Genomic DNA, 19393 nt, shown 5'->3' with positions numbered 1-19393 from the left:
ATCGTACCTGTGGTCGGGTAGCCGCTCCGCGTGACTGGCAGTAGCGGCGCCGTGCATCCGGGACAGGTGATCGGGCCATGCACTTTGGACGAGCCCAGGTCATATGCCAAAATGCGCCGCGCAGCGTGCACAGTGCTCGCGCAGCGGCACGTGGTGCAGCGGGCAGGTATCCAGCACGCGCATTTGATGAAGAATCAGATGGTAGCCCAGCCTGACACATGCCGGACACCTGCGCAGGAACTCGGACATCAAGGGATGCAGGGACTGCGGGTCGCCGCCCAGGAAAGCCTGTTTGACCTGCCAGGTTGGCACTCCCATGTTCCTTCCTAACGTCAGCGCAGCCCGCGGTGTGCGCGGCGGTAGCAAAGAGGGCGGATGCGTCGCCGGGATCCCCATCAGTCCGGCCACCTCGAATGCTGACAGCGCGTTCGCCGCCGCCAGCTTGGCGCTCCATGCCCACGCCGTTTCATACGGTACGAATAGCTGTGGCGAAAGCCTGAGCGAGGCGACCACGTTGATGCCGCCGGGCGGAATGACGAGCAAGGGCAAGCACATGCGAAGGCGGACTCAGTGACCCAGTCCGCGCGCGTTACGCTCGACGGCCTGTTCGGAAGCGACGTAGCCGCTGTGCCTCACCACCTCGGCCCAGCGTTGTTTTGATAGCTCGAAATCAAGCGCATCGCGTGTCAGTCCGTCCAAGAGAACGGCCTCCACCGCGCGTGAGAAATACTCCATCGGCATTTCAACGCGGCCCGCCAGCGCCGCATGCTCGTGCGCCCTGGCGAATGCACTCCAGACCAGATGCGCGCGCTGTTCCAGCCGCAGGCCGGCCTCGAAGGCGTAGGGCAGGTAGTAGCGTGTAAAGCTCCAGTCACTTCCAATCGGATATTCATGTTCGTCGTAACTCCTGAGGCAGGTGGCGGCGTCGAGCGCACTGCATACACCACGAAAGCGCAAGGTCTCGGCCATGAAACGCTTGACGATCTGGGTGTCGCCGAACTCCTGAAAACGGGCACGCTGTTCGCACAGCCGCTCCTGGCGAAACAGGAACGTCGTCAGTCGTACACCGCTCTGTGCCAGTTCGTCGTGGACATCGCGTAACCATTCATATTCGTGCAGCGAGTACCGCTGGGCTTCATCACAAAACAGGACGATCGTGGTGCCGCCCTGGGATTCGGCCACCGCCAGCAGGCGATCGTGCAGGGCCTTGCGTTTATAGGCGTTACGGCCGGCATCGGGTTGCGGATGGCGTACCGCGCGCAACAGGCTGGAAAAGAACGCCCCTTCGCTACGACTGACCTTGTACTCGGCCTGCACGTGAAATGTCGGCACGCAGGGCAGCTCGCGGTGGATCAGCATGCGCAGGTATTCGATCGCGTAGGTCTTTCCCAACCGGCTCTCGCCATAGACCAGCGCACTGGGAATCCGATACTGCAGGCACTTCGACACCAGCAGCCAGCATTGCTCTATGGCGGTGGTGGCAACACGGTAGGTGCGTGTGGAGAGGGGATGGCGCTCATTGGCGACTGGTCGTCCGGATGGTTTGAGGTGATTCACCGGGTGGCACCTTTACGTGTCGAGGAGCGGCTAACGCGAGAACACCTGTCCAGTGCCGATGCTCAGGCTCCGTCCTTTCACTGGGCCGCTTAGTTCGGTGGCATCGTCTGCCTTCCGAGACGCGGCCTCCGACGGCCCCACATTTTTCTCGGTGGACTGGTCCGGCCCTGGTGGCGCCTGCGGTGCCGGTGATGCATCCTGAACGGCGCGGCGTGCCGTTTCTGCTTTGCTGGCCGAACGGCGCCGTTTGCCAGCGTGCTTGCGCAGGTACTCCAGGTAGCACTGCACCGGATCATCGTAGCGCACGAGGACCAGCTTGCGTTCGCGCACCAGTGCCAGTATTTCACGGCGCATGCGCAGCGTGTGCGCTGTACGGCGCCATGCCCCCTGGACCTCAACCACGCCAAGCTCATGTCCGCCGGCATCGAAAACGCGCAATAGGCGCACGTCCTCGACATCGAAGTAAATCTGTACCGGTTGCCCGATCAGGTCTGCGCGGCTCGCTATGCTGTGGCTGGTGTAGCTCGCCCCGAAGAATTGAATGTAAGGCCGCACGCCACGCGCGATACTGCCGCGCACGTGGCCTTCATGCTGGTGCTGCAGAAGGCACAGATGGCGCCGCATGGGCTCGGCCAGCCAGCGTAACGCGATGCGCTTCTGATCGATGTAGTAACCCAGCGTCTCCAACGGGGAGCGGCCACCCAGGCTGGAATGAGGTTGGGCGTTGTAGTTGGCGATGGCCACCGCCGTCAGTTCCATGAGTTCGTCGAGACGCACCAGGGCCGGCGCACCGGCACCGAGTTCCTCTATCCACCGGCGTGGATCGCTGGCGCCGGTGCCAGTGGTGCCAGGCAGACGATGCGCAAGGACCAACGCCAGCGTACCGAAGAAGCGTTCGATGTGAGGTCGTTCGTTGGGCCGATAGGCCGGCCCGGCGTGGGCGCCGCATCCGACAATTTCGGTTAGTACGCGCAACGTGTCCTGGGCCAGGTTGGCGCGCGCATTATCGAAGCGGAATACGTTCCAGACTGCATAGCCCAGTTCGGGAAAACGCTCCGACGGGATGCCCGCGCCGGGGGCATACCGTAGGCCTGGAATGCTGAGTGGAGGAGGGCGCCATGGTACGAGCGAGCGCTCCACGGTCTTGAGCACATCGAAGCGGCTGTATTCCGATTCGAGCACGATGTGATAGCCCAGTACGGCACGACTGCACACGTCGATAATGGTGAGCAGCCACATCCGCTCGATGTCGAACGATTCCTCAACACCGGCAACACGCTCGAAGACCACGCGCAGACGCACGTCGACGCGATGGCCATCGAATTCGACGGCGTCATACGGCTGCGTCGCCACCGACGGTAACCCCTGCACGTCGGGTCGCACGCCACCGGAGCGCTTGTCTGCCAGCGCGGCGTCGGCTGCGGTTTCGAAAGTACGCGTCGCGATGGCTTTCGCGGCCGCGGTCAGACTTCGAATGCCTTGCTGCTTCTGCACCAATGGGTAGTCGCGTTCGGTCAGGCCGAGCTGCAGGCACAACTGGCGAAAGCGCCAATGCAAGCCGCTCAATCCTGAGAGGATCAGGCCTCTCGTCCCCTCGGCCACGATCACGCGATGCGCCTGCAGCTCGCTCACGATCAGGGCTTCGAGCTCGGGGTAGCGCTGCAACAATTGGGAGAATGCTCCAGCCTTGCCTGCACGACCAGGCCATTGGGTCTTCGTTATTCGCTGATACGGCTTAACCCGTTCATAAGGGACCAGTGCACGGAAACCCTGCATCCGGCCGTCCGCATGTGTCTGAAGGCAGCGTAGATAGTAACGGCGCACCGTACTGTACGATACGCCTGTCGCCGCTTCTATTTCTTGCAACGACTCACGCCGACAATAGCGGCGTACCGCTTCTTCACGGGCTCGAAAGATCCCTTGCTGGCTATTGGTGAGCATCGGCCAAGCCACGGTCGGCCATCCACTCGGATCCGCGCGATCGGTACCGACCATGCCGTGTGACTTGCTCATGTCTGCACCCTCCGAAAAACGGTCCTGGAATCGAGTGCTCGTTCGCGCAGGGAAGGGGCCTTGACGCGGCCCTGGTGCAACAGCATGAGGGCCGCGGTACGCACCAGCACGATGTCGTGAGGCTGGAAATCACGCTCGATATCACCCAGCGTCGGGGCCAACCGGGCCGCCTGTTCAATGTCCTTGAGTAACCGGTCGCCGACAAAGCGCCCATTCGCTGAGAGATATGGCAGGATACGCATCCAGTTCTCAATCCAGACACTGCGCGACGCCAGGCTCCTGGCGTCGATGTGACGCACCTCGATGTCGTCGGTTGGATTCAAGGGACCGGCGTAACTTGGTTGGGAGTCGCTGGTAACGATCCAGCATACTTCGCGCCGTCCAGCCTTGACCCAGAAATCCGCCAGCAGTGTTCCGCCGTCGCGCCCCCAATATGCCGGGCGCTCGCAGTAAGCGGCAACCCGAGGCGTTCCCTCCAGCAGCGTCCAAAAGCGCACTTGCAAGGGGGTGAACAGCGTCAGCCGGCGTCCGATTTTTGGCGCCCAGAACTCAAACCGCGCGGCGCTCTTTGGACGCGCGGTGGCAATTGCATGGGTGAAGCGCGGCTGCGAAAAGCTAGGCGCCATGCGGGTCTCCGGCTGTTTAGTGACAATTTGGCAAGCTTACTTCGGAATTCAAGGAATTTTGCAGAATTGCTTCGCTGATGTGCGAAGTAAAAGTGCTAAAAAATCACTCCTGCAGGCGCAAAATCAACCAGTTACAGAATTACGGCTTTTGCAGAATTGCTTCGCGTGACGAGAAGCTTACGGCCACAGTCCTGCGTCCAGCCAGTGTACTGTGCCGGGAGTTTCTATTCATGAGGGCCACGGGCGACCGTGTGGGGCGGTTTTTAACACTTCCACATCACTACGAAGTTGGCGGTTTTCCTGCTCCAGCTGGCGAATACGCTGCTGCTCAGCGGTGAGTGGATTGCCAATGCCCGGCTGGCCTTGTTGCTCAGCCTCGTATTGCTCCATCCAGCGACGGATCGCCGTCACGCCGATATCCATTGTCTGGCTGACGTGCGAGATGCTGGGCCCTTGTTCCTTGATCATGCGGACGACCTCCAGCTTGAAGCTGGGGTCAAAACTGCGGCGTTGCCTTGTCATGTAAAACTCCTCTGAAGGTGAATTATCCACCTATCGAGGTGTCCAGGAACATTAGACCATCACAGTGATCGAAGCCCGCTGCCACTTAGGAGCGTCTAGAGAACTTGTCGTGATCCAACGCTTGAATCATCGCATCCATCTCCGCAAGTTTCTTGCAGATGCGTTTGGCGAGGCTAGCAATATTAGGATCGGGTGCCTTAAGTTGAATCAATTGTGCGGTCGCGTTCGCGACATGTAGCGGATTTCTCAGGTCATGGCACCATCTTGCAACAGAAGCCTCGCTGACTTCGTTATTACTCGTGCTAAATTCGGCAACCGACTCGCGTATGGCCTCCTCAATTAAATGGCCAATGGCCTCGCACTCACGCCTACCAAGCGGAAGGCCGCTTGCCTTTGCCGTAGAGAACAATATTTCGCGAAAGAGTTGAAGCTCATGAACCACATCCTGTGGGCCATATCCCCTTATTTCGGCATTTCGCTGCTCATTTACGGTGATCAAATCAGTCTTAAAGGTAACGAAAAAACGAGGTTCTCCTGAATCCAGCGCCCCAATAATACTGTCGTATAGTATTGGCAATGTATCAATCAGGATTGGTCTACCCAGCTTGGCCGTAACCGGAACTTCAGCCGTAACACGCGCAGCCCATTGGGCAAGCACCGAGTTGCGCAACTGCACAAGCGCGCAGCCAAGGTCATTTGTCGGAACATTGTTATCTCGCACGTCGGCAGCATCCATTCTTACTCCAGAGCTTGGTCTACAATTAATAAGAAATAATACTCATTAGGGGCGGGAGTTGGTAACCGATTGCCGACAATGCAATTTTACCGAGTGTAACTGTTCATGCGAATCTGTGCTCACATTTGTCGCATGGCCGTTGGGTCTCGCTTCCACAGCGATGCCTGGCGCGCTGATGGTCGAATGCGGAGATTCCTCAACCGAGCTTGCATCCTGCGCAGCCGTGCGGCAGAACCGTTCTGAAATATTGCCGAAGTCCACGGCGCGCAAATACTTTTGGTAGTTTGTCCCGTGCTCACCATAAGAAGTGCATAGTGTCACCTGTTCGCACGATTTCTTCGTGATCCTGCATTCGAGCAGCAAGCTGCTGCTTCCTTCCCTGGCCCGCCAGGCACCACCGCAAGTCATTCCTCACGTGCTCGCATTGCATGCGGCTCTACACCGAAAAGGTATTCTATGTTCCCATTTTCCCAATCCGTCACTCCTGCCGTCCGCTCCCATCTGGACTCCCAAGTCGCCTTCTTCAACGACCTGTCCAAGTCGCTGTCCAACTCCTTCCAAAGCGTCTGCGAAGCCAATCTCAAGCTCAGCCAGGCTATGCTTGAGGAAACCATGATCGCCAGCCAGCGTATGCTGACCACCAAGGACACCAAGGATGTGCTTGGGGCTGTCGCGTCCCGTGCCCAACCGGCAACAGATAAACTGATTGCCTACCAGCAGCATCTCTCCCGTCTTGCGGCCGATGCCCAGGTCGAATTGGCGCGTGTCACCCAGCAGCATGTACCCGAAACCTCCCGTACTGCACATGCCTTGGCAGACGAGGTGACGCGTGTCGCAGCGGAAGAGACCGACCGCAACGTGCGCCAGCAAGAAGAAACACTGAAGAAGTTTGTCGACCCGTTCCAGCAAGAGGGCACGCCACGCGGCAATGGTAGCGCTCGGACCAAGGCAGGCCCGCAAAGTGTCCGCGAAGGCGCGGGAGCGAGCATGCAGTTCGACGCCAAGACAGACAATGCTTCGGTTCATGGCAATGTGCAGGGCCATCCGGCACAGCCAGCTCAGCAATCAGGCAACAAGAATCCTGGCAAACCAAACTGATCTGGATTAACGGCGTGCCGTTGCCATGACACGGCATACAGCGCCACCGCTTGATCACGACCACCTGCGGTTTTCCAGACCTTCGTAGCGATTCCGCTGTCATCAAGGGCTACGACCATTCGTAGCCTGTTCCGATACTGTGCGTACAGCTTTCACGTACTGCGTCGTAGTATGCAAACCGGGTTAAATGCACAGTGACCATTCAACATGGTCGCTGCCAGCAGTGTCAACTTTGCCGCTCTTTGCCTGCTACATCTGGAACAACGATCTCTCCTTCGCTGTTGTCATGTCAGCTAACCGGATTGTCCACGCTCCGACTCTAGGTCAACGTCTGCTTCTAGCCAAAATTGGAGGTTCCTCAACCGAGGTTGCACTCGGCGCAGCCGTGGGGTAGGGTTGTCCGCAAACATTGCCGAATTTAAATACTTTTGCACGTTTTGTCCCGTGCTCACCGTGAGAGGGGCATGGTTGTCGGTTGTTCGCATGATCCCTTCGTGATCCTGCGTTGAGCAGCAAACGGCTGCTTCCTTCCTGGCCCGTCAGACGCTACCCCAGTCCATTCCTCACGCGATCGCATTTCATGCGGCTCAACACCGAAAAGGTACGCCATGTTCCCATTCTCGCAACCCGTCACTCCTGCCGCCCGTTCCCATCTGGACTACCAGATCGCATTCTTCAACGACCTGTCCAAATCGCTGTCAGGTTCCTTCCAAAGTCTGTGCCAAGCCAATCTCAAGCTCAGCCAGACCGTGCTCGAGGAAACCATGAACGCCAGCCGGCGCATGCTGACCACCAAGCATGCCAGCGGTGTATTTGGGGCTGTCACGTCCGGCGCCCAGCTGGCATCGGAAAAGCTGCGTGCCTATCAGCAGCATCTCTCCCGTCTTGCGGCCGATGTCCAGGTCGAGCTGGCGAGTGTCACCCAGCAGCATGGACCGGAAACTTCCCGTACCGCACATGCATCGGCAGACGAGGTGACGCTTGTCGCTGAGGAAGATACCGACCGCAACGTGCGCCGGAAGGAAGAAACCCTGAAGAACTTTCGCGACCCGTTTCAGAAAGAGGGAACGCAACGTGGCAACGGTAGTGCTCAAGCCAAAGCGAACCCGCAAAGTGTCCGCGAAGGCGCGGGCGCGAGCATACAGTTCGAAGGTGCCCACGAAGGCGCGGGCGCGAGCATGCAGTTCGAAAGCTTGGCAGAGAACGGCTCATGTCATGGCAAAGTACAGGGACCGGCAGCCCAACCAGCTCAGTAATCAAATAACAAGAACCTTCGCAAACCGACCGGTACTGTCAACTTGCTGACGCGAAAAAACGAGTTGAAGAAGCCGGCGCAAATTGCCCCGGCGCGGGAAGTGAAATATGGCGGTCGCACTGGCGAACAAGAATGCCCGGATTGCATGGGCACTGTTGGCACACGACAGGAACTTCCGATCCGATTACGTCGCTGCGTAATCGGACCGGCACGCAGTAAAGGTAGCACGAGGTTGTCGATTCCACCGATTGCACAGGCAATCATGTAGTGATGGCAGGCCAGGTAAGACCGTGGTTCGTAAAGCCCGCTGTTAGGCTGGCACGTGAAGTGCGATAGAGCGACGGAGGCACCAACCAGCAGATCCCATCAGGGACCGCGACACATCGTCGCATACAAAGTCCGGATGTACGGGTGCAATCTTTACCTTCACGCTGTCATGAATTGAGTGCTTGGCAAACCGGGGGCGTCCATGTACGCCTAACAGAACCCTCAGGGCAAGGCGCATCGTCGAAGACAGTACTGTTGTACGGCGAGACGATGCAACGCCGCGATGGGGGTTTTGTTAGGCGCTCTAAGAGGGTGTAGACGAAATCAACATTGGTAGGCGAGTCTAGTGAGTAGCATACGCGCTTCTGCCAGCCACACCCAGGCGGCTGAAACAGCAAGCTTGCGGTCGTGATGCATCACCGTGCGCCGCCAGCGTTCCGTCCACGCATGCGTACGCTCGACGACCCAGCGCTTTGGCAAGGCCACAAATCCTGCGCTTATTTCTGCAGTCGGCACAGGTGATTGCGCGGGGTCGTGCAACGTGCCAGTCGCGCCGTTCCCAGGACGCCGTACGACCTCGGCACGGATGTGATGTGTCTGCTCGATGTTGCGGGCACATTTGCCACCGTACGCGCCGTCGGTATAGAGCCTTTCAAGTCCAGGTACCTTGGCGCACGCTTGTGCGACCACGGCGGCTGCAGCATCCCGGTCTTGTACGCTCGCGGCGGTTACCGTGACCGCGATGACCAGCCCCAGCGTATCGACGACCAGGTTGCGCTTTCGACCCTTGACCTTCTTGCCTGCATCGAAACCGCTCTCGCCGCCCTGTGGTGAGGTACGGGTGGATTGGGCGTCAATGACCGCCGCTGTCGGCGCGCTCGCGCGCCCCATGCGTGAACGCCATTGCTCGCGCAAGCGGTCTTGCATCTGCTCGAACACGCCTGCGCTGACCCAACGCGAGAACGCTTTGTACACTGCCTGCCAGGGTGGGAATGTCGTGGGCAGCAGCCGCCAGGCACAGCCTGTGCGCAAGACATAGCAGCATGCGTTGACCAACTCCCGCCGGCTGTAATGCACAGGCGTGCCCCGCTGGCCTGGTGCGCGATCAAACAAATCAGCGACCAACTCCCATTCGGCGTCGGTTAGATTGGTGCTGTACGGTGGAACGTTCTCGCGTCGATGCGCCGCCGTGTAGCCGTAGCGCTTGGCCGCCTTGCCTGCTATGTAGACCCGACGTACTGGCTTGATTCTGACGACACCTTGCGCGCGCAGTGCACGGCGGATGGTGGCGTCACACACGCGTACGCCACTGCGGCGATGCAACTCGTCTGCAATCTCCTGCAAACTGGCTTGCGCGCGCTCTGCCACGATCTCAAGCAGAATTGCGATATGCTCAGGCTTCAATGCTGGCGGCCGGCCCCCAGCATGGACTGACGGCTGAGAATCGTCGGGTGGATGTTTCGTTGCCATGGCATGCTCCTCCCACACCTCCATAGCATGCCACAACCACGCCGTTGATTTCGTCTACACCCTCTAAGCCACAGTTATTGGTCACGTAAGCTCATCAATAAAAAGCAGAGTTTGATCATTCGCAAGGTAGATAGGAAGGTAGATAGACCTAGTTGAGCGCACTTTTTCACTCTAGGTTCTACGGACACCGCCTCCGCCAGGATAATATTTTTTAGAGAAGTCTTTAACAATCGAAAAACCCGCCGCATTATAACGTGTAGCGGGTTTTTTGTTTGTGGCCTGCACGAATGTGTCATCAATATGAATGCCGTTCTCTCCGCTAGATTCGTCACCATCAAGCTTGGAACACTCTTAACCTGTAGAACTCATAGTGATGCTCGAGGCTTTTCACTTTTTCGGGCTCCGCTGATTCCGGTGAAGCCCAGAATTTTTAGGGTAGGGAGAGAGTATCGCCGGCTCCTCACTGCAGGACCCGCATGCAAGGGGCACTCAGCCGCGCCGTACACGGAGGGGCCGGAGTAACCGCTCGGGAAGGAATGGCCAATGATTTGGCAGAGCATGGGGCAAAGGAAGTCTGCACATGCGTTTCGAAGTGAGCCCAGCCTTCAGTGCAAAACGATGAGCCAATGCCTCCATTGCTCTAAAGGTTGCCGTACCGACTGCGCTCCTGAATCGGGAAGGTTTTTTCGCCTTTCGTGGAGATGCCTGCCTTATTTTTCGAAGAAGTGGCCGCCGTCGCGCTCATTTTGAACCGATTGTTTCAGAGATTGTCCTAGCTAATAAGAAAATTGCAACTATCGATCACCGCCAAAGCGAGCCTGACACATCCTTACTGAGGTAACCAGCTCTGCGGTGCGAGTCCGGGGGGCTGAGTGCAAGCCCGTACCCTGGCGCGACGCACGTTAGAAACCTTTGGAAGCGGCTGGCAGCGGGCGCTGCAAGCCCTGTCAGAGCACTTCCCTAATTGTCATCATTGTTGAAGTAGTCAATAACCTCTTGGAGCTGATTGGAGAACCCAGGAAGCGTAATTGCTTGATTGTCATGATAAACTGTCCCATCAGCTTCGCATTTGAGCCCACATGCGGCCAGCCAATCAGGATCAAGAAACTGTTTCAACGGTTGCGTCCATGGCGTTTGTTTTGCATTTCCTATAGGTCGTAACGAAGTTACTCCGGATGAAGTGGAAGTTGCATGGACGTCCTGTATCGGTAGCTCGGGAGAAGGTATTTTTTTTAACAGAGCACGTAGTTGCTGGTTTTCCTCTCGCAGCTTGGCTTCTTCTCGAATAATCAAGCGTAGCCTGGTTTGCGCATCAATATCCGGTAGTGCATCGATTACTTTATCTAGCGGCGTTTGTGAGGCTGCACGAAAGTGATGAGTGCGGCCTCCGAACTCGTGAGCGAATGCTTCAGTTATATCTCGATAGTCTTTTCCTGTAAAATTTCGATACGATTGAGATTTCTGTATGCCCCGGGCCTCCAGTTCTCGACCTATTTTCGCCACACTAAAGTCCATATCTGCGTTTCGATATTGGCTAATCAGTAGATCCCATAGCGCGTCAATTTTCAGCTGTTTGTCTGCTCTTGCGGACTGTTTAAGACGCTCTTTTAAGTCAAAAGCGCGCCCTCGTTCGAAATTATTTGTACGACCCGAACTATTTTCGGGATGTTCTGGAAATTTCATTTTTTGGTACATTTGATATAGTGGCAGTCGGTAATCATCGTCACTGTCAGATGCTGGGTCAAATCTGAATCTCGTCAAGCACATTGTGCCAAAGATTCAAGTTTCAGCGATTATGTTCGAATTAAAGATAAATCCAAGGGTTTTGTATTAAGCGGCAGGGAAGAGAAAATCTCCGCGATGATACCTAAGTCCTGTAGTTTTTCTCTCCCCTCCAAGAGGTTTAACGCGCGGTCGCGTCCCAAACGCATGTATAACAATCTACTAAGCTCATTCCCAGTTCTTAAGGCAGTATCTTCGTCCAAGGTTAAAAACGCAGGTGGTAATCCATGTGTTGACAACATTTTATCGTAATATGCGTTGCGTTTCAGGTTCGCCTTTTCGACTGTAGTTCCCATTGTCGAAGTAAAAAAGACACTTGAACGACAAACCTTGTCGAGCGCTTCGAACTCAGGGCTTTCTTCGAACTGTTGTTTAATGGTGCCTAGGTCCCTGGCATATAGAGATAACTTTTCATTTGAAGGCGTTCCTGATAGGAGCATATTGTTATAAATCGTGACGCAGCGTGAAACAAGCGTGGCTGCAGAACTCATTTCGCTCATTAGTTGGTCGAACTCTTCGGTAATACTATCGAGGCATTCTGTGGTCTTTATAAGCTCTGCCCATTCGTTAGGTGCAAGCTGACCTCCACATCTCTGAGCTTCACGGCGCCTGTGTTCAATCTGGGACTTTTTTTGTTCCATAATGGTTCTCCGTTTAGCAACATCCACTGCCGCTAGGCTCTTTACGTTTACAGTGGCAGTAAGCCCCGACAGGAACGGCGGGCCGCTAATGAGAAAACGACATTCGGCGCAGTTCCTCCTCCCACCCGGAACTGGAGCGACCTGTGGCTTCTTGTTTGGCACAGTCACCAATTTTCCTTCATGGCATCGGCTGCACCCTGCAGTGCAGATGCCGACGTCCATGAATACGAAGCCCTGTACATCACTTAAAAATGCACCTATGGCGGAAGGATCATTGAATGCAAGGAGGCCGGAAATTTGTTTTTCCTCTAGCTCTCTGACACCATCTGCCCATTCCTTCTGTCGAGCGATCTCAATTTTTGCCTCGACGGCGCTGACAATTTCCCGGATCTCTGTCATGCCATACTTGACATAATACAAATTCATACGTCCCGTTGAATGGCCCGCAATATCCATAGCAACTTTTAATGGGACGCCGGCTTTATGCATGGCAGACAACTGCGTGACCCGCAGTGAATGCATGTCATAAAGAACCCGAGAGGGTCTGCCCTTGCTGTAGGTGACTACCAAGGGCGGCATGGGCCGCCCTAATGCATCCTGATATCCTTCCGAATTTAATCTTTTCTCGACCTCCTCACATAAATCGCGCCACAAAAGAGAAACTTTGCTATCGCTAATAGGATGATAAGGATTTTTGGCGGTGGGGTCGCGGAACAAAAAGCAGCCCTCGAGTTTAATAAGCGTCTTTGCGCCCTTTTTGTGTTTTAGCTCCGGTACGTCCTTCCACTGAGTCAAGGTCGTAACCGGATTGTTGATCTCCTGCCAGTCCCGTAACTGCAGAAAGATGTCTACCACATCGTCAGGTGCCCACGGGCAGTCGTACCCTGTAGTCCACGCCCCGGTCGCGCGATTGGCTGACTTGTTTGTGCTAACTCGGAAAAAAGGTTGTAGTTTTCCGGTTGGCTCGTCTAGGAATGTTTGCAGAACGCCGCTGGGAACGGACTTTCTCGGTGAAACCTTTGCTAACTGATGGGAATTCGTGACCCTGCGGTATACGCGCTCAGCTCGACCTTCAAGGTGTATGTGCTCGGCCTCGACACGTTCGCAGTCCGCTTCGCCGGAATCCAAGTGGCGAACCTGAAATGTCCGGAACACAGTTTGCAACTTGACATAAAGGCACATTGCGCGGACAGGCGACCACTTTTTAATCAGGCGACCGGTGACCGGATCGTATTCTTCATACCAGTCGCCCGCAATATTGCCCTCGGCTTGAGCGACTTTAGCTTTATTCTTGGCCCATTCCCAATCGTTGGCTGTCAAAATTTCGAGTGCTTTCTGCACGAGCAGCAGCGGCATCGGACTACGAGCGGTCTGAATTCGAGAACGCTGGAGAGGGGCCATGACAAAGGGGTTGTGCAGCCCAACACACCGTACGCTGTCGCCCGCTACAGCATCGTAATCGGCGAGCGGACCATCCAGGGCCCACTCAATAAAATCGCGGTGTTTGTTCGGATTAGCACTTGAACCCTTGAACAAGGGTAGAGGTTGATAATCCGCATTCAAAAATTTGAAGGGATCTCGTGGCAAGTTGGGGTTCGCGATTAAGTACTCCAAGAACATGTTCAGTAAAGACTGCGTAGTAGGGCGAGCTATTTCTTGTGCCGCAAGAAACCCTTCTGCCAGTGAACGCCAACGTTCTAGCCCCTTATCGCGAGCGAGACACCAAGCGAAGTCGAGGCCGCCCCGACCGCGAGAGGTATCGCGAGGCCTGACCTCAAAATAGTCCGATGCCGTGTGCGTAAGGGAAATGTCCACATGCGCCTTTTGAAACGCGACTAGAGGTATTGGTATCTGTGTCAGCTTCCGGAGCATTGGATCACTCTTAGTCTTATGCGCTAAAAGAAGTGCCGGATTAAGTATTGGTGGAGTCAGGTCAACCACAGACGATAAACCGTGACAACAAAGTTGCAGTTTGGCGAGCCACTGTTGATTCTCTGGTATTTTTGTGATCGCTTTTGTTTCTGCGCGATATTGTTTGGGGACGAGTTCCTCAATATAATCGTCTACGAATTTGGTCGTCGGAAACGGGTCGAGGAGCGGAAAAACGAGCGCTTCCGACAGCCAACACAGCCGCAAAAATCGGAGGAGGGCTGTTTTGTCAGCAAGAGTCCATCCTTTCTTTATGGTTTTCGAGCCCCACGTTTCTTCCCGAATCTCAAAAACATTGTCGAGCCATATCCCGAACTCGGAAGCGCTGCTGATTGAAGAAGCGGACTCCAAACGATTTTTGATATTACGTGAGAATCGGGCGCGCCCGTGTTTCTCTTCAATTTGGCGCATGACTTCGAGAGCGCAAGATGCAGCCGGTCGTAACCTGTCAACTGAGAAGCTTTCTGGGATATAGAAGCGTTCTAGGTCACTGTTGAGAGTGATAAGGCGCCCGTTTATCCTACTATGTTCGCGGACAACCCGTTGCTGATCGTTATGCCAGTGAATATTTTTTCTCAAGCTAAGTTCCGTCCAATATCTACGAGCTCGCCCTTTGCATCGACGCATGCCTTTTGGACTTCTTGGGATACCTCTAGCATAGTCATGCCCCCATAAGCTTCTTGACTTTCAGTCGATCGGTGGCGAACCGCGATTTGAATTTCCTTGATACCCAGCCCGGCTTTTCGTAAATCGTATACATAAGCGTGTCGATGTCCATGTGGCGTGGTTCCGAATTTTTTGCCGGGTGTTAGACCAATCCTTCGGATTGCGGCTGCATGAACTTTTGCAAAAGCTCTGTCGGTCATGGGTTTACCTTCAGGAGTCACAAAAAGAAAGGGATGGTTATCGGGTCGCGGCCGTATTCGAAGATATTCATCCCGCAGTTGGGCGAATGCGCGTGCATACCTCGGCCCTTTCCAACAGACGAGTGCATATTTTTCCTCTGAATCTTGGTAAAGGTTTCCCTTGGCTCCTACACGCTGATGCCCGGGCTGAAGAGACAGGGGCAACATGTCGTATTTCAGCCGGAGAAACGCCACCCTTGTTGTCGTTACTTTTCGCCCGGTTAGAGGGTCAAGATATGAGATCGAGCCCTCATGCGGATCGTACAAACGGACTACTGCTTTTCCCGGAAATTCGGGGTCATCGTACATTACGTCAGGTATCCAGAGCGACAACGCGTCACTGATACGCAAACCGCTGCCATGAAGTAGCAGTGAAATCATTTGATCCCTAACAACCGACCACCGAAGTTCGGCCCGACGCTTAAAGCCTTCGTTGAGGAAGCGGTGGAAGTATTCGTCTTCAAAACGTAAAAGCTCTTGATCGGTTTTTGGCTCAGACCAAAGTACTGGAGGCGCACTTGTTTGTACTGATAAACCTTGACTGGCTTGTGGCCTCATCAAATGGCCTAGAAGGCTTTTACCTTTTAAAGTATTCCACCGGGCCCAAAACTTAAGTTGTTCTCCAGTCGTCGAGTTTCTTTGTGGAACGATCGACGGTATATCTGATCTGTCTGCTATCCAATCTAGAAAAATTGTTATGCGTTGACTAATATTTTTGATATCTCGAACACGTCGTGGCGTCCACCAGAGATCGTATGGGCAAGAGCCTTTTTGCATTGTGCCGAGCGACAGCGAAGTAAAAAACGCCGGAAATAGTTCAGTGTATTTCGTGGCGCCGTCGTAGTGGAATTCCTCACCACGGGCAGCCAAAAAATCGATGAATAAGCCAATCGCACGACTGTAAGCGCGCTGACCGCCGATTTTAAGGCCGTGTGCTTGAGAAAACTGCAACCACGGAACGAAGTCGGACCCGTGTGTAAGTAGTCTTACACGCGGCAGCCTGTTCGGATCCAGATCTTCGAATCTTATATGAGCAAGAGGGCTAATGGCAATTTGCTTACTCATAGGGCACCTATCGATGTTTTAATTTCACGCATTTTGTGCCTTCGATGTGAAGCTACCAGAGCGGATCATCATAGACTGAACAACATGGTGCAGTGATTATTCTACTGCGTAGGCGTATTCAAATCCAGACGTTTTGCTTCGAGGCCAAACGATGTTAGCGTATCGGTCAAAATTCCGAGATTCTCAAGTGTATCGCGGCCGTCTAACACATTGATCGCCTTGGTTTTGCCCAAGCGCAGATACATTAGACGAGAGAGTTCGTTGCCAACCTTTAGCGCTGTTTGCTCATCGAGCGTCAGGAATGCAGGCTCAAGCCCATGTCTAATCAGCACCTGATCATAATATCGATTACGTTTGAGGCTGGCTTTGTCCACCGTTTCCCCTTGAATTGACTCGAAAAAAACAGAATTTTCGCAAACGCGGTCCAGCAGTTCAAACTCACTGCATTGCTCAAATTGTTGCTCAAGTGTTCCTTTGTCGCGAGTAAGCAAGACTAGCTTGCCGTTGACAGTAATCTCGCCAGCCGCCACCTTGTTATGAATTTCGGTACATTCAATCGCAAGACTTGCTGCAGCCGACATTTCAAGCATTATCTGATCAAATTCTGCGGTCAAGCGTTCGAGATCTTCCGTCCATCTGACTAACTCGTCAGTACTAATCGAGCCAAACAACGATGGATTGTCTATGGCCTCGTGCCGTTTTCCTTTAAGACGATTAATCTCCCGCTGAGCATTCGTTCGGCGTCGCGCAACGTCCACTCCAGCTAGACTTTTTACATTGATTGTCGCCACCAAACCTGTTAAAAATGGTGGTCCACTGAGCAAGTAGCGACATTCTGCGCAGTTTCGTCGTCCTCCTGGAACAGGTCCGTACGAAGTTTTTCTTCCATTGGTTCGGATCGTTTTCCCTTCATGGCAGCCCGCACAGCTTGCAGTGCACATGCCAACATCCATAAAAACTAGCTCATGGTCTGAACGTTCAAATCGGTGGACAGCTTCCATGTCGTTGTAGGCAAATAAGCTAGTCATCCGCCGGAAGTCGAGATCCTTCGTTGAATTGATCCATTCCTTTTGCCAAGCGTTGATATCGCCTGCTAGGTTCAGCGTTGTCAGTAGCTCCCTAGTCTCCGACATGCTGTATTTTGTATAATAGAGCTTCATGGAAAGATTCGCGTGACCAGCGATCAGCATGACGATATGTGCGGGAACACCTGCCTTATCGAGCGCTGTAATATTTGTTACCCGTAGGGAATGAAGATCGTACCTGACCTTGGTCGCGCGCGCGGCATCGTCTCGCTGGACCACAAGTTTATAGTGGTTCGTTCCAATTGGATCGGTAATCGTTTCAGCGGCCAGTCGCTTCTCTACTTCGTCACAGAGAGCTAGCCATAGCTGAAGGACAGCGCTTTCGGAGATGGGATGATCGTTAGCTGGGCTAGTTGGATCGCGAAAGAGAAAACAGTTTTCCATGCCTTTGAGCACAATTTTACCTTTCGCGTGCAGCAGGTCTGGTACCTCTTCCCATGGTGTGATGCGCAAAATTGGGTTGTTCTTCTCTTGCCACTCCCGCAGCCACATTAGAACCTTGATTACGTCATCAGCAGCCCAGGGAGAGTCATACCCTTTTTCCGAAGCATCCTTATTGCGATCCTGGCTTTTGTTCGTGCTAACTCGAAGAAATACCTCAACCTGTCCAGTTCGATTGTCTGAGATGGTTTGAAGTACACCTTTAGCTTGATGGGTTCTCTCAAGCTTCGAAGCGAGCTGGTGCTTGTTCCGGATCATCGAATATCGAGAAGGCGCATCTTCTGATGCTGAGCCAGCGGTAAGGCGGAAGTAATCAGCTTCTCCAGAATCAAGATGAATAACTTGGAATAGACGAAGCACGGTACGAAGCTTCAGGTATAGGGCGACGGCACGTACAGGCGACCAGATCCTTTTGAAACTTCGGGCTTGAGGATCATAATGCCTGAACCAATCGCCAGAAATCTGTTCGCCGGAAAAGCCGTTGCCGCTTACTTTTTTAGCCCATTCCCATTCGTTGCCGGTCAGGACCTCTATAGCCTTTTCGACTAAAAAAGGTGGCATCGGGTCTCGAGGGGTGTCGGCACGCCTTCGTTCATTGATCTTGCGCTCGAACGGGTTTTTTAGAAAACGAGATCGCAGAGGACTTCCGTCAGCGGCGTCAACTTCGGCTAATCCCCATTTGATGACCCACTCGATGAAATCTACATGCCCGTTTAGGTTTCCACCACGGCCTTCGTAAAGTTGCGTGGGTATCGCTCGCTTGTTGAGGAAAACGCGAGGGTCTCGGGGAAGATAAGGATGTGACGCTAAGTGATCAAGGAATGTATTCAGTACATTTTGAATTCCCGGCAAATTTGATGTCAGCGTGCGGTAATAACGCGCTGCTAGTTCGCGCCATTCATTGAGGCTCGGATCCTTTGTGAGCACCCAAGCAAAGTCAGTTCCAGCCTTTCCTCGTGTAGCATCTCGGGCGCGTAAAGATTCGTAGTGAGCAGCGGTATGACGAAGCGCCTTTTTATAGTGCGCCGTTTGGTAAGCGACCAGTGGTTTTGGTATTTTCGCTAGATTTTGAAGAACAGATTTGTTCGCAGCTTGTTTCGCATGAAGGAAGAACGGATTGATCACCTCTGGCAGGAAATCTAAAACTGATTCGATGCCGAAGCATTTTAGACGGATGTTGGCTAACCATCTTGCATTCAGAGCAATAGGCGCAACGATACCTATTTCGTCTAAATAGGTTGTTGGGAGGAGCTCGTCGCCCCATTTGTCTTCTTTGTCCCCGGCCCCAATCCTCAGTAATGGGAACAGGTGTGTTTGAGGAAACAGTAAAAGGCCTTCAATACGGCAGCAACACACAAAATAGAATATCGCTGCTTTGTCGTGCTTCGAAATAGGCTTTGTTCTGGTTTCAGATGTTTCTTCGGCTAAAGCATATATCGGGGCTAGTAACGAATCAAAGGCACGTCCGAACTCATGAAGGTCCGCAGAATATGCAGTCAGCGCCAGCTTTGTCTTTGTCACGCGAGATACGCGCCACCTCTCTTTTTCACGTTCACTAGCGGCAATCCTCTCACTGCAACGGCGTCCAATTGCAGCCAACTTGTTCGAGTCAAAGTGATCGGATATATAAAAGCGGGTACTATCAAGGTTTATGAAAATTGTACGCCCGGTAAGATAACTGCTTACGGTGCTTGTCCTAGGGAAGCGCTGAATAAATAAGGTTTCCTTCGCGCCGGTGCGACAAACCGGTGCCGGCAGAGACGAGCGCCGAAATCAGCTATTTTTTGCGTCTATTCGACGCTGCCGAGCAGGTTTCGGCGTGTCGCGGCACGCGTTTCCCCATTCAGGACGGAGTTCGGGCGCGAGCGCTCCCAAAGGTACGGCCGGCAAGCACCAGATTGGCAAAGGCAAACAAGGTGAACAGCTGTGCAGTGTTCTTCGCCAGCCCGCGGTACCGTGTCTTCCGATGACGGAACAGGTTCTTCAGCACGTGGAACGGAT

General features: G+C 54.1%; 14 protein-coding genes. 2 read left to right on the top strand and 12 right to left on the bottom strand.

The genetic code is table 11. The annotated features are described in order from the left end of the window. Window positions 1–99: 99 nt before the first annotated feature. The 6 genes from H162_RS34330 to H162_RS34325 all read right to left on the bottom strand — a co-directional run bounded on the left by H162_RS34330 (window position 100) and on the right by H162_RS34325 (window position 5454). Window positions 100–543: a hypothetical protein gene (locus H162_RS34330; protein ID WP_156885738.1), complete on the bottom strand. Its 444-nt coding sequence runs from the start codon at window positions 541–543 to the stop codon at window positions 100–102. 24 nt (window positions 544–567) lie between these two features. Then, window positions 568–1557, bottom strand: coding sequence for an AAA family ATPase (locus tag H162_RS31510; protein ID WP_040787880.1), 990 nt, complete (start codon window positions 1555–1557; stop codon window positions 568–570). Window positions 1558–1587: 30 nt separating this feature from the next. Further along, window positions 1588–3570 carry a TnsB C-terminal domain-containing protein gene (locus H162_RS31505; protein ID WP_156885737.1) on the bottom strand — a complete coding sequence of 661 codons (1983 nt, stop codon included), beginning with the start codon at window positions 3568–3570 and terminating at the stop codon, window positions 1588–1590. Next, window positions 3567–4196, bottom strand: coding sequence for a hypothetical protein (locus tag H162_RS0121570; RefSeq protein ID WP_020655577.1), 630 nt, complete (start codon window positions 4194–4196; stop codon window positions 3567–3569). The genes H162_RS31505 and H162_RS0121570 overlap by 4 nt, the downstream gene beginning before the upstream one ends. Window positions 4197–4424: 228 nt before the next feature. Then, window positions 4425–4718, bottom strand: a complete 294-nt coding sequence (locus H162_RS0121565; protein WP_020655576.1) for a transposase — start codon at window positions 4716–4718, stop codon at window positions 4425–4427. A gap of 85 nt (window positions 4719–4803) precedes the next feature. Next, complete coding sequence (locus H162_RS34325) at window positions 4804–5454, bottom strand: hypothetical protein (RefSeq protein ID WP_156885736.1); 651 nt, start codon at window positions 5452–5454, stop codon at window positions 4804–4806. A gap of 456 nt (window positions 5455–5910) precedes the next feature. On the opposite strand from H162_RS34325, the gene H162_RS31495 reads away from it, so the two are divergent. Further along, entirely contained in the window at window positions 5911–6552 is a 642-nt protein-coding gene (locus tag H162_RS31495) for a phasin family protein (RefSeq protein ID WP_020655574.1), read from the top strand. A 608-nt stretch (window positions 6553–7160) separates the two neighbouring features. Further along, window positions 7161–7808 carry a phasin family protein gene (locus H162_RS33420; protein WP_084677087.1) on the top strand — a complete coding sequence of 216 codons (648 nt, stop codon included), beginning with the start codon at window positions 7161–7163 and terminating at the stop codon, window positions 7806–7808. A gap of 590 nt (window positions 7809–8398) precedes the next feature. On the opposite strand, the gene H162_RS33415 is transcribed toward H162_RS33420, so the two are convergent. The 6 genes from H162_RS33415 to H162_RS34315 all read right to left on the bottom strand — a co-directional run. Beyond that, window positions 8399–9544 (bottom strand): IS5 family transposase, encoded by a 1146-nt coding sequence (locus H162_RS33415; protein ID WP_084677091.1) that lies wholly within the window; start codon window positions 9542–9544, stop codon window positions 8399–8401. Between the two features lie 960 nt (window positions 9545–10504). After that, window positions 10505–11227, bottom strand: coding sequence for a gamma-mobile-trio protein GmtX (gene gmtX / locus H162_RS34320; RefSeq protein WP_156885735.1), 723 nt, complete (start codon window positions 11225–11227; stop codon window positions 10505–10507). Window positions 11228–11337: 110 nt separating this feature from the next. Beyond that, window positions 11338–14307, bottom strand: coding sequence for a gamma-mobile-trio integrase GmtZ (gene gmtZ / locus H162_RS33410; RefSeq protein ID WP_169444536.1), 2970 nt, complete (start codon window positions 14305–14307; stop codon window positions 11338–11340). A 164-nt stretch (window positions 14308–14471) separates the two neighbouring features. Beyond that, on the bottom strand, window positions 14472–15866 hold the full coding sequence (locus H162_RS33405; protein ID WP_084677085.1) for a site-specific integrase: 1395 nt from the start codon (window positions 15864–15866) through the stop codon (window positions 14472–14474). Window positions 15867–15967: 101 nt separating this feature from the next. Further along, the gene (gmtZ, locus tag H162_RS33400; protein WP_169444534.1) at window positions 15968–18913 is read right to left on the bottom strand and encodes a gamma-mobile-trio integrase GmtZ; all 2946 of its coding nucleotides are present in this window, start codon (window positions 18911–18913) and stop codon (window positions 15968–15970) included. A 322-nt stretch (window positions 18914–19235) separates the two neighbouring features. Further along, window positions 19236–19393, bottom strand: a 158-nt coding sequence (locus H162_RS34315) for a transposase (protein WP_020655074.1), incomplete at its 5' end; no start/stop codon positions are given.

It is taken from the genome of Massilia niastensis DSM 21313, assembly GCF_000382345.1.
In the GTDB taxonomy this organism is placed as follows: domain Bacteria; phylum Pseudomonadota; class Gammaproteobacteria; order Burkholderiales; family Burkholderiaceae_D; genus Telluria; species Telluria niastensis.
This window is presented reverse-complemented; position numbering and strand designations above follow the sequence as displayed.